Below are 12298 nucleotides of genomic sequence, written 5' to 3' on the forward strand. Positions count from 1 at the left end.
ACAAACTTGCCTCTAGCAGGCAAGTTTTTTCTTTATGAAACCTTTGGCCCTATTTATCGTATTACGTAAAAACAGCAAAAAGGAGCTGCTTTTTATGCTGACACACAACCTACATGAAAAAATAAAGCAATACATTTCCATTTATGCTGAATTAAAACCAAAATTAAAATGGAAAGTTTCACACGATCAGATATTAATGCTTATTTCTTCTGCATATATTGTGAATAAAAGAGAGTTTGATTTTCAGCGCTTTTATGATTTGAGCAGCTATATCAAATCAAACATCGGCAGCTTCTCAACACTCAATTCACACCACCGCTTTACTATTGCATCTATTCTGGACATTCATTTTCAGCATGAGGCAAAACAAACATTTCATACTTTTATCGATGTATACAATGAAATGGTGAAGCTAGGATACAAGCGGGATATGTTCACATACCTTTCCGCTCTGATCTTGCTCACCGGCAAATCTGAAACGACAAACCAAAAAGAACAGATGAACATGGGGCTAGCAGTTTATCAGCAGATGAAGAAAAATCATTATTTCCTCACTTCAACTCAGAATGTTCCGCTTGCCGTACTGCTTGGAGAAAACGGAGAAGGTTTGCAGGCGCTACAGAAGGCGGAAACATGCTATCAGCTGCTGGCAGCCAACGGCTTTAAAAAAGGACAGTACTTACATCAGGTCAGCCATATTCTGGCCTTGCAAAGTGAAAAAGAGCCCGAAATGCTTGTTTCCGCTTGCAAACAGATATATCAATCAATCACTGATGTCAAAAAACCAAAGGATTATCATTATCCAGACCTTGCTCTCCTCACATTTCTGGAAGAGCCAGATATCAAAACCGTTTTGTGCATCACTGACGAATTAAACCAGGAAAAAGCTTTTAAATGGCAAAAGGAAATGAATTTTAAAATTGCTGTCAGCCTCTATCTCAGTGAGCATATGGAGAAAAATCTGCTGATGGAATCAGGACTATACACCGCTATCGAAACAGTCATTCAAGCGCAGCAGGCAGCCGCGACAGCTGCCATCATCAGCTCAACAGCAGCCAGCCATACTCATGATGGAAACTAAAGGAGGAGAAACATGCCATACATCACATTAGAAGATCAGACACGCCTTTACTATGAAACACACGGGAGAGGGACGCCGATCCTGTTTATACATGGGGTGCTGATGAGCGGACAATTTTTCCACAAACAATTTTCGGCGCTTTCTGCCAATTATCAATGTATTCGTCTTGATCTTAGAGGACACGGCGAATCTGACAAAGTGCTTCACGGCCACACCATTTCCCAATATGCCCGTGACATAAGGGAATTTCTAAATGTAATGGAGCTTGATCATGTCGTTCTTGTCGGCTGGTCAATGGGCGCTTTTGTCGTATGGGATTATCTCAATCAATTTGGGAATGATAACATTCAAGCCGCTGTGATCATCGATCAATCCGCTTCCGACTATCAATGGGAGGGCTGGGAACACGGTCCATTTGATTTTAACGGCTTAAAAACAGCGATGCACGCCATTCAAACTGACCCGCTGCCTTTCTACGAAAGCTTCATCCAGAATATGTTCGCAGAACCGCCTGCCGAGACCGAAACAGAATGGATGCTGGCAGAAATCCTCAAACAGCCGGCTGCCATTTCTAGCACGATTTTATTTAACCAAACGGCCGCTGATTACCGGGGCACCCTCCAAAACATCAATGTGCCGACATTGCTGTGCTTCGGGGAAGACAAGAAATTTTTCTCTACAGCAGCTGGAGAACACTTGCGCAGCAATATTCCAAACGCGACACTCGTTACCTTTTCTAAAAGCAGCCATTGCCCGTTTTTAGAAGAGCCAGATGCTTTTAACAGCACACTCCTCTCCTTTTTAGATGGGGTTATTGGAAAGTCATAAAGAAAAAGGAATTAGGAGATTAGGGAAAAGTATGAGACAATAAGAAATGTGCAGTAAAATACATGAGGGAAGAAGTGACTTTATGTCTTACTATAACAAACGAAATCAAGAACCGCTGCCAAAAGAAGATGTGAGTACTTGGGAATGCACAAAAGAAGACTGTAATGGCTGGACCCGAAAAAACTTCGCCAGCAGTGATACGCCATTGTGCCCTTTGTGCGGAAGTAAAATGGTCGACGGCATCCGTTCATTAGTGAATCTCCAAAACAACAGCCAAACGAAAACAAGCTAGTTCTTCCCTATAACAAATGCAGTCTCCTGCAAGCAAACAAACCCCGAACGGAGACAAAATTCTATATTTCAGAATAAAAGCCTCTTATTGCAAGAGGCCAAATACGAAGAAAGAAGCCCAAAACTGTAAACGTTTAGGGCTTTTTTGTCTGTTTTGATGGTATAATATGGATATAAGAGGAGGGATAACGTGATCTCAAACCAGCAGCAAAAAGACTTGAAAAAAAGAGCTGCGTTCAAAAAGCTGAATGTTGCAATGAACTTCTATGTTGAACTTCTGTTTTTGTCGGTCCCTCTGATTCATATCTTTAAATGGCTCGGATCATTAGCCCTGCACCTCATCCATTAAAAAAGCCACTCAGCTCATGCCGAGTGGTCTTTATTAGTTAATCACAGAAAAGCTGTTGATGATGCCGTTCGGATTTTCCCATACTTTTTTGAAGGTCTTATTTTCAAGGCTATAGGAATAAATCGTCCGCACCTTAGCTTCACGCCCTGTTTCGTCCTTCAGCTTTTTAGCCCCCTTGGCTTCGGCAAGAAAATAAATGTTCTTCCCATCCTTAGAAAACTGAGGCTGTGCGTCAATTAACAGCTTAAATAATTTCTGATTTGAGATGATGCTTTCATATTTTTTCGTATCCGCATTGAGCATTTGAATAGAAGCGGTTTGCTCCGTTCCTTTTTGCGTATATGATGTGAATAAAATACGTTTATCATCATCAGAAACAGCAATATCGCTGATAAATTGGTTCAGGCTTTTCAGCTCATTAAATTTATGTTGACGGCCTTCCGCAAAATGAATCGTTGTCGGTTCAGGGTCGATACCCTTTTCGTTTGCTTCATCTGTTTTCTTGTAGTCTTCTTCTACAGAATAATGAAGCAATGCAAATGAATCGTTTTTTTGGTTATAAAAGAAGCTGCTGACGGTGTTATCCTGATCATTAGCGGCAGGATAAAGATTTTTGTACTTTTTCGTTTTCAGATCAAAAGCGGCGATCCGAAAATTGCTTTCGTCCGCTTTTCCTAAGCGGAAATAGATGGTTGAACGGTCCTTTGATAAAAACAAACTGTCCGCACTCTCCGCGCCTTTATAAAGCACCGTCTTTTTATTAGACTTTAGATCCAGTTTAAAAAGCCTCATTTCATTCTGTTCATTATTGCCCGTATAATAGAGCACCTGCTGTTTTTGATCCAAGGCAAATGCCGGATAGCTGGTCAGCTTCCCCTCATGGATCACCTTGTCATTTTCATAATACTTTGTCAGCAGATCCGTATCTGTAATTGAAACCAGCAGCTCATCACCGCTTTCGGTATTGACTGAAACATCAGCAGCCTTCTCATGGCCTTTATCCTTTGCAACATAAAACGCAACCCCCGCGCCAGCTGCCGCTATTATCACTGCTAACAATAATATGATTCTTTTTTTCATCTTTTATCTCCACCAATAGAAAAAGCAAGAATGTGACTTCTTGCTTTCCAGATTATATATGTACATTAATAGCTGTAATGCCCCGCTACTTTACCTTTGCTTAATGGATATCCAAGCGCTTTAAACGCTTTAGGGCTAACATCCAGCACTGCATTAGGCATTCTGCCAACATCATTTTTATAAACCGTAATCACTTTTTTAGGCTTCGCTTTTGCATAAGCTCTGATTTTTGTCCCGTTTCTAGGAACATCAAATCCGATTTTGGTCGCACAATCCCAATGTCCAAGTTTCTTACCTGAAGAGCCTTTTTTCCCGACTCCATTATACCAAGTAATATTTCCGTTCACATGTTTCGCACTGGCATCTGATGAAAAACTAAAAGCTCCCAAAGTACTTCCTACTAAGATAAAAGCGGCTAAAATGACTTTCTTCAACATTTCGTCCCCCTGTTTGTTAACATCTAGGAAGATTATACACGATCAACCAGCTATTTTTTATTTCAATATCCTTACAGTAATGTTACAAAGTCAAAAAAGTTACCTCTGTTAAATTAAACCATGGAAGATTATCCTATTATAATAGCAGTATTAGCGTTATAATTATTGATAGAGTAGTTGTCGCATTCAATATGAACGAACCATTACCGTATTGTTCAAACCAAATTCATAGCTATGTAAACGATTGATACTCTCATATAAAGAAAAAAGAGTGTGCGAGACCCTTTTTTCTTCAAAGTTTCTTTTTTCAAAAAAACGTAGATTATATTATATAAAAATTTCATTTCTTTTTTGGTTTTAAAAATGGCGATTTTGTGAACAGTTCATATTGACCGGTGCGGAATTACTCACATCAAAAGCTATAGGAGTGGTAATCCATGAAGGCAGCAAGATGGCATAACCAAAAGGATATCCGTATTGAACATATCGAAGAGCCAAAAACGGAGCCGGGAAAAGTAAAGATCAAAGTCAAATGGTGCGGCATCTGCGGAAGTGATTTACACGAATATCTGGGCGGCCCGATCTTTATTCCGGTTGACAAACCGCACCCATTAACAAATGAAACGGCACCTGTCACAATGGGGCATGAATTCTCCGGTGAAGTTGTCGAAGTCGGAGAAGGCGTTGAAAATTATAAAGTTGGAGACCGCGTCGTAGTCGAGCCGATTTTTGCTACACACGGCCACCAAGGCGCCTACAACCTTGATGAACAAATGGGATTCCTCGGCTTAGCCGGCGGAGGCGGCGGTTTCTCTGAATACGTCTCTGTAGATGAAGAGCTTTTGTTCAAACTTCCTGATGAATTATCATATGAACAAGGCGCGCTCGTTGAACCTTCTGCAGTTGCTCTATACGCTGTCCGCTCAAGCAAACTCAAAGCAGGCGACAAAGCGGCTGTATTCGGCTGCGGCCCGATCGGACTTCTTGTCATTGAAGCGCTGAAGGCTGCCGGTGCAACTGATATTTACGCTGTTGAGCTTTCTCCTGAACGCCAGCAAAAAGCTGAGGAGCTTGGCGCGATCATCGTTGATCCGTCTAAAACAGACGATGTAGTCACTGAGATTGCAGAACGTACAGGAGGCGGTGTTGACGTAGCATTTGAAGTCACTGGTGTCCCAGTGGTGTTACGACAAGCCATCCAGTCCACTACAATTGCCGGTGAAACCGTCATCGTCAGTATTTGGGAAAAAGGTGCTGAAATCCATCCGAACGATATCGTGATCAAAGAACGTTCAGTAAAAGGAATTATCGGATACCGCGACATCTTCCCGGCTGTACTGTCATTAATGAAAGAAGGCTATTTCTCAGCTGACAAACTCGTAACGAAAAAAATCGTACTAGATGATTTGATCGAGGAAGGCTTCGGGGCTCTTATAAAAGAGAAAAACCAAGTTAAAATCCTTGTCAGACCTAACTAATTTGGAACCAAAAAGAATCCGCACTCGGGTGCGGATTCTTTTTTTAATTATCCAATCACTTCAGCCCCAGAATCCTTCTTCGCCCCGCCGTGATCATAAGCGCGGAAGTTTTCCTCCAGCTGCTCAAGCGAAAGCCCTTTCGTTTCCGGCAAAAACCTCTTCACAAACAGGACAGAGCAAATTCCTAATCCAACGAAGATAAAGAACGTTGTGGACAGCCCAATGGCTGCCAGCAATATCGGAAACGTGAAACTGACTGCAAAATTCACCATCCATAGACAGAATACCGTGACACCCATTCCCAGTCCGCGAAGACGAAGCGGGAAAATTTCAGATAACATCAGCCAAGTCACTGGTGAAATGGCCCCCTGCTGAAAAGCAAGGAATGTGACCGTTAATGACAGGACTACATATGGAAGTGCCGGAGATCCTTCAAGTACAAGTGAGAATATCCCGATTAGCAATAACGCTGTTGTCGTACCGATCAAGCCTGTCATCAGCATCGGCCGGCGCCCCACTCTTCCCAGCAGCCAGATTCCGACGAATGTTGCCAATACCGAAATCACGCCATTCGCAATATTTCCGATTAAAGCGGCTTCCGTTTGGAAACCGGAATTTCTTAGAATTTCAGTCCCATAATACATTATCGAATTCACACCTGTAATTTGCTGTACAATCGCAATCCCTAATCCAATAAACACAATACGGCGCACCCATGGGACTGAAAGATCTTTAAATGTCGCTTTTTCAAGCTGATCTTCTTTTTTGAAAGCGAATTCAATTTCTTGCAGCTCAGCTGCTGCCCGTTTTTCATCCCTGATTTTTTTCAATACACGTAAAGCATCTTCTTTTCTTCCTTTAGAAACAAGCCAGCGGGGACTCTCGGGCATTCTGATCATGCCGAAAAACAGGAACAAGGCTGGAAGTGACGCAATGACCAGCATAAACCTCCACACATGGGAGTTGTCTCCCATTGTTGTTCCAAGGATCGCATTAAAAACAAAGGCCAAAAGCTGTCCTGATACAATCATCAATTCGTTCTGCGTCACCATCCGTCCCCTGCTTTCCATAGGAGACATCTCTGCTAAATAGGCTGGCACCGTTACGGATGCACCCCCAACCGCAATACCGAGCACAAAACGGGAAATAATCATGACCGTAACATTTGGTGCAAACGTACACCCAATCGTTGAAATAAAAAATATAACAGCGAGGAACAAAATATTTTTGCGGCGCCCGTTAAAATCAGACATCCTGCCGCCAAACACAGCACCCAGTGCCGCTCCAAAAAGAAGTGAACTGGTGACAAGACCCTCTGTGAAGGCATTGAGATTAAGCTGATCCGGCTCTCCCATATACGGCAAAGCTCCATTGAGCACACCGGTATCATAGCCAAAAAGAAGTCCGCCGAAAGTGGAGACTAAAATAATTGTACGTAAAAATGACATTTGATTGCCTTGTTTATTCATACTGTTTCCCCCAGTCTTTTTCAAAATGCGTATGTCAAAAACTTATTCCAGGGCTGCTGCCTTCCTCACATTGCAGGCTTCAGAAAATAGTTGTTCATGTTTTTATCCAATAACCTCATAACCTTCCCTTCTTCTTAGCATGTCAGTCCCATTGGAAGCGATTTCATTTCTCACTAAAAGAACAATGGTCATTTCTTTGTGCATAGCCTTGTTAATTTGGCATTTATTAGTCACTTGATAGTTCAATTGTAGTGATATGATAGTTATATTTTTGTTATATCTGATATTATCATAATTATAAAAACGCTTTCAGTCAATATAAATTTCTGAAAATTTTTTACTCTATAAAAGGAAAATCACCAATTCAAGGGGAAAACGAACGTTTTTCTTCATGAAAATGTGTGATTCAAGTCAAAAATCCTGTGATTTTTTGTTCATATCGATAAATGAGTAAGTGTTGGGTAACTCCTCCTATTTTTCTCTGTAAAATCAAACATTCGCTCAATTGTTTCAGACTCAGGATAAAAGGAAATAGAGAAGAAAATAAAAGAAGGCTGACTTAAGGGAGGCAACCAAAATGAATGAGGGTTATATCATTGCAGGCCTTTTATTATTGACAGCGGGGATGATTGATTTTTTATGGACCACGTTATGGTTAGAGAGCGGTGCAGGCCCGATCACAAGATGCCTGTCTGCCTGGCTGTGGAAGGGTTGCCGCAAAATCAGCGGTGACCACGCAAAGGTTCTAAGTACGGCTGGTCCTCTGCTGTTATGCCTGACGTTAGTGATATGGATCAGTCTATTTTGGGGCGGGTGGGTTTTGATTTACTCGAGTGACCCTCACTCACTTATGGAAACTCAATCAAAAGAACCGGCTTCCTGGTCAGACCGAATTTATTTTTCCGGCTATGTCATGTTTACATTAGGAAATGGCGACCTCGCTCCGAACGGAGGCCTATGGAAGCTTGTCACGATTATTGAAACAGCTCAAGGACTGCTTACCATCACGTTTTCTGTCACGTATTTGATTTCCGTCTTGAGTGCGGTTAATCAAAAACGCTCCTTTGCCCAAAGTGTATTAAGTCTAGGGCATGACGGAACAGAAATCGTCCATAATGCATGGAATGGCAAAGATTTTCACGACATTGATTTTCTTCTTGTCGCTGCCTCATCAGAACTGGGAAAGCTGACCGCTCAGCATAACGCCTTCCCCATCCTTCATTTTTACCACAGCACGCAGCATCAGGAATCATCCATTATAGCTGTTGCTGTATTGGATGAAGCTCTAACCATTTTCAAATACGGAATTCCTGAACAATATCAGCCGAATCAGCTTCATATCAAAGAAGCGCGCTCAAGTATCAAAAACTATCTGGATACCGTTCATACTGCCTATATCCATCCTGCAGAACAAGCGCCGCCGGAACCAGACATCTCAAAGCTTCAACAATCAGGCATACCGGCTTTATCAAAGCAAACATTTCAAATTGCCGTCAATTCAATAAAGGAACGTCGTCAATTGCTGCTGGGAATTATCCAAGCGGGTGCTCGAAAATGGCCTGTTCAGGAGCAAGCAATAGGTAACGCTTATTCTTCTAAATAAAAAAGTCCCGAGCGCTGATCACTCCGGACTTTTCACTGTATGAGTCTTACACAAGCTTCTGGCCGCAATTCGGACAAAAATTGGCTTCGCCCGTTTTTGTTCCGCAGTTTGGACAGAAATTCGGTTTGCTTCCGCTGCCAGTTGACTGTGGGCCTGATGACTGTGCCTGATGATTTTGATTCATTTGGTTCATCATCTGATTGGCCATATTCATCCCCATCATCATTCCAGCCATATCCGAAGCCGCTCCGCCTCCGCTCATCTTTCCGGATGCCATTCCATCCGTCATTGATATTTGCTGGTATCTGTTCACATCCCCAACCATACCGTAGGAAGCGTTCTTTGTAATCATATCTTGAACCTCTTGAGGATAATTAAAGCTCATGATTTGAAAACCAGTGACCGTCATCCCGTCGCTTATTAATTGCATATCTAAGTCCTCTTGAATTCCCTTGGCAATATCAAAAGCGTTTGCTTGAAGATTAAACATATCTTTCCCTTCTCTTGTGATCCACTTCATGAGAAGCTGATCCAGAATAGAAATGATACGGGTTTTAATATCCTCTACAAAATATTGATCTTTCACGCCAGCGATTTTATCAATCAGGCTGATATAGTCCTGCACCTTGAAATTAAATGTGCCGTTTGCGCGAATGGGCATCCCGCCTGGCATTCCCGCTGCCGGAATATTTATCGCCTGTTTTGTTCCCCATCTTACGGTAAATTCCTTCGTATTGACAAACAGCACCTCAGCTCGCATGCCGCTGTTAAAGCCAAACTTAAAGCCCTTTAACGTTGAAAGGAATGGAATAATTTCTGATTCAATATCATAATCGCCATCATCTTGAAAGACTCCTTCAACCCGCCCATTGTTCAAAAAGACAGCATCCTGTCCGGGACGAATGATTAAACGGCTCCCTTTTTTGATTTCACGATTGTTCCATTTATAAAAAATCATATCATCTCTAAATTCTTCCCACTCTACTACATTCGCTAATTGATTTCTGAAAAACGACATTACGCCTCTCCCTTTCTCTATTTCTTACATTTAAAAACTGCCCCGGCTCCCACTGTATGACGTGCCGCCTTTCGTAACACCGCCATCGCTGCCGCTGTCTTTATCTGATGGTTTTCTTTCTCTTGTTACAGTCGTTCTAATATAAGTGTCGTATTGATCAATCACATCAGACGTACGCTGATCCATATATGTATTTCCATTAACCGTTACTTTGCCGCCTGCATGATAAAGCATGATTGAAACCGCAATTCCCCCGACTGCGATGGCAACAATCAGCTGAAACCACCATGTAAAGAATATGTTGTCGGGGTTTACTCCCGGTTTTATGCCCATATCTTTATAGGAAAGCTGAATATATGTCTCAAAAGCTTCAAAATAATTTTCATTGGATAAATCAGATGAAATCGTATTTCTGATGCTATTGAGCCTGCTGTTGTCCAAATACTGTTCGGCTTTTTTGAAGCCTGCGATAAACACTTCTCTGTTTGTCATATCAATCGTCAGAATAGCTGTACTGCCTTTTCCGTAACGATCATAAAAATCGCCGGTATAGTCTGCAATATCTTCACCGTTTGTGCTTTTGGTCGTAATAATGATGAAATCAGTGTCTCTCTTTGCACCCAACTCTGCCGAGAGAGATTCAAGTTTTCCGATCTCCGCTTTTGACAATAGATGAGCGCGATCGTACACATGCTGCTGCGATTCAGAGGCTCTTGCCGCTTCGATACCCAGTAAAGGCATCATGATGAAAACAGCCAGCACAACAAAGATCGCTTTTCCAAAAAATCCACGCATCAAAATCCGCCTCCCATCATCAATGAGACGAGCTTCAACGCAAGAAATGTCCCGCCTGCTATTCCGCTAAACCATGCCGCCACTTTTCCTCGACTGATCGGCGGCTTTCCAACAACCTTTCCTGTTTGCCCGTTCATCGCAAAGATATGCTCCGCTCTTTCATAATCGTAACTGACCATCCAAACAGGAAGCAAAACGTAAAAGCTGTTCACGTTTTTCGTGTGAATATGTTTTTCCCTCACATTGACTGACGTATATCCAGAAAAAGTAGAATGGATGTATGAATCTATATAACTGCTGATTTTCTCTTTTGCCCTCGGAAAAAGCTCCTCATCGGTATAATTGTACTTTTCCGCAATATAACCGGCCAAATATGCCGTTTGAAAGTCCTTCAGCTCTTCGTATGAATAAGGCTCCAATTTGTCCATTAATTCGTCTTTCATTTTTTCAGAGGCATCGACAGGGATTTTCAAATAATCGAGATTGATATCACGAAACGCTTCAAAGTGCTCTGTTTCCGTGCAAATATAATCCCCTTCTTCATACCGGTGGACCCTGGTACAGTTTGCTCTCACCTGTACTTCACTATTTAAATCAAACATCCAAAACGGAATATACATGCCGGTGATGCTTTTAATGCGATCGGCAGACATGAAACCTCTTGGTGTCAGAAGGCCTTTTTTGCACCACTTTCGAAATGCCTGCTCCGCTTCTTGTTTACTGATTGTAAATGGAATGACCTTCGCCGGCGCCAAATGTCCTGATAAACGATCGGCAAGTATTGCAGCACCTCCGCAGAAGCTGCACGTCGTTGCTGTCGTTTCAGCTTCCGTGATCAAAACGGCACCGCAGTTTTCACATTGATATTCTTTTGCTTCATCATCAGAAAACCGTGCCGCAATGTTTTCTTTCGGAAGGCTTTCAATATTGTCCTGTCTTCCGCAGCTGCTGCAGGATAACGAGCCGGTTTCACTGTCAAATGCCATATCACTGCCGCAGTTCGGACACTTATAAGATATTATCATTACCGTTCCCTCTCACATCTTATGATAAAATGACGCCGCAGCCGAGAGCTGCGGCCTCCTATGTATTACTTATCGAGCATCATTTTCGCTTTTAACGCCGCAAGTTCATCATCAATCTGGCTTGAACCGCCAGTGTCATACTTTGCAGTCAGATCAGCCATATCATCCTGCGGAGCGCTGTTCAGTTCAGCCATTGCATTGGCCTGATCAAGTGCCTTATTTACTTTGTCCTCCATTCGGCCGAATGCAGACATTGATTGGCTTGTACTTGAAACAGAAGCGCCCAGTTTGTTCATTCTTTCTTGCGTTTTCGCTACTGCCCACTTCGCCTTGATCATATTTTTACGTGCTTCCAGCTCTCCAATGTCAGATACCAATTTGTCATGCATCTTTCTCATCTGTGCGGCATTGGTTGCAGCAATTTGATTCGCCGCCTGCAGCTCAGAAAGCTTTGACTCCAAAGATGTTTTTCTTTCAAGAAATTTTCTCGCATCGCTCTCATTCCCGGCTTGCAGCGCCTTCATTGCATAGCTTTCCATCTTTTCCATATCCGCCTGGCATTCGTGATATTCTCTTTTTGCTCTCTGCTCCTCGGCCATAACAGCTGCTGTTTCTGCCTTAACCTTAGCCAAATCGCTATTCATATTTCTTAAATATTGATCTACCATTTTCTCCGGATTTTCAGCCTTGTCCAATAAAGCATTGATATTCGCAGACATAATATCTTTAAATCTTCCAATTATACTCATTATATCGTTCCTCCTAAAGCTAATTCGGTAACCCTTGTTACATATACTATCTATTATCGTTAAAAGTTTCACTTTTTTAATAAAAAATGACATAT

The 12298-nt window shown here is 42.2% G+C and carries 13 protein-coding genes; 6 read left to right on the forward strand and 7 right to left on the reverse strand.

The window, feature by feature from the left end:
• The first annotated feature begins 94 nt into the window (after nt 1–94).
• From FB592_RS17655 to FB592_RS17670, 4 genes are all read left to right on the forward strand, one after another.
• Nucleotides 95–1081 carry a DUF4003 domain-containing protein gene (locus FB592_RS17655; protein ID WP_049140829.1) on the forward strand — a complete coding sequence of 329 codons (987 nt, stop codon included), beginning with the start codon at nt 95–97 and terminating at the stop codon, nt 1079–1081.
• 12 nt (nt 1082–1093) lie between these two features.
• Nucleotides 1094–1909, forward strand: a complete 816-nt coding sequence (locus FB592_RS17660) for an alpha/beta fold hydrolase (RefSeq protein WP_141949894.1) — start codon at nt 1094–1096, stop codon at nt 1907–1909.
• Between the two features lie 82 nt (nt 1910–1991).
• Entirely contained in the window at nt 1992–2201 is a 210-nt protein-coding gene (locus FB592_RS17665) for a cold-shock protein (RefSeq protein WP_003234008.1), read from the forward strand.
• A gap of 189 nt (nt 2202–2390) precedes the next feature.
• Entirely contained in the window at nt 2391–2549 is a 159-nt protein-coding gene (locus FB592_RS17670; protein ID WP_015382979.1) for a hypothetical protein, read from the forward strand.
• Nucleotides 2550–2582: 33 nt separating this feature from the next.
• Here FB592_RS17670 and FB592_RS17675 read toward each other — a convergent pair whose 3' ends face one another.
• On the reverse strand, nt 2583–3629 hold the full coding sequence (locus FB592_RS17675; RefSeq protein ID WP_141949896.1) for a PD40 domain-containing protein: 1047 nt from the start codon (nt 3627–3629) through the stop codon (nt 2583–2585).
• A gap of 65 nt (nt 3630–3694) precedes the next feature.
• Nucleotides 3695–4066, reverse strand: coding sequence for a cell wall metabolism protein WalM (gene walM, locus FB592_RS17680; RefSeq protein ID WP_003234013.1), 372 nt, complete (start codon nt 4064–4066; stop codon nt 3695–3697).
• Nucleotides 4067–4503: 437 nt separating this feature from the next.
• Between walM and bdhA the strand changes: the two genes are divergently transcribed.
• The gene (bdhA, locus tag FB592_RS17685) at nt 4504–5544 is read left to right on the forward strand and encodes a (R,R)-butanediol dehydrogenase (protein WP_141949898.1); all 1041 of its coding nucleotides are present in this window, start codon (nt 4504–4506) and stop codon (nt 5542–5544) included.
• Between the two features lie 47 nt (nt 5545–5591).
• On the opposite strand, the gene iolT is transcribed toward bdhA, so the two are convergent.
• Nucleotides 5592–7013, reverse strand: coding sequence for a myo-inositol transporter IolT (gene iolT, locus FB592_RS17690; RefSeq protein WP_085186965.1), 1422 nt, complete (start codon nt 7011–7013; stop codon nt 5592–5594).
• 577 nt (nt 7014–7590) lie between these two features.
• On the opposite strand from iolT, the gene FB592_RS17695 reads away from it, so the two are divergent.
• Nucleotides 7591–8616, forward strand: a complete 1026-nt coding sequence (locus FB592_RS17695; RefSeq protein WP_077671596.1) for a potassium channel family protein — start codon at nt 7591–7593, stop codon at nt 8614–8616.
• A 46-nt stretch (nt 8617–8662) separates the two neighbouring features.
• Here the strand turns inward: FB592_RS17695 and FB592_RS17700 are convergent, their stop codons facing one another.
• From FB592_RS17700 to FB592_RS17715, 4 genes are all read right to left on the reverse strand, one after another.
• The gene (locus tag FB592_RS17700) at nt 8663–9634 is read right to left on the reverse strand and encodes an SPFH domain-containing protein (protein ID WP_077671595.1); all 972 of its coding nucleotides are present in this window, start codon (nt 9632–9634) and stop codon (nt 8663–8665) included.
• 30 nt (nt 9635–9664) lie between these two features.
• Nucleotides 9665–10429, reverse strand: a complete 765-nt coding sequence (locus FB592_RS17705; protein WP_141949901.1) for a TPM domain-containing protein — start codon at nt 10427–10429, stop codon at nt 9665–9667.
• The gene (locus FB592_RS17710) at nt 10429–11454 is read right to left on the reverse strand and encodes a TFIIB-type zinc ribbon-containing protein (RefSeq protein ID WP_032726741.1); all 1026 of its coding nucleotides are present in this window, start codon (nt 11452–11454) and stop codon (nt 10429–10431) included. The genes FB592_RS17705 and FB592_RS17710 overlap by 1 nt, the downstream gene beginning before the upstream one ends.
• A 65-nt stretch (nt 11455–11519) precedes the next feature.
• Nucleotides 11520–12203: a PspA/IM30 family protein gene (locus FB592_RS17715; protein ID WP_049140778.1), complete on the reverse strand. Its 684-nt coding sequence runs from the start codon at nt 12201–12203 to the stop codon at nt 11520–11522.
• Nucleotides 12204–12298: the final 95 nt, after the last annotated feature.

The sequence above is a fragment of the Bacillus sp. SJZ110 genome, assembly GCF_006715455.1.
GTDB classification, from domain to species: Bacteria; Bacillota; Bacilli; order Bacillales; family Bacillaceae; genus Bacillus; species Bacillus subtilis.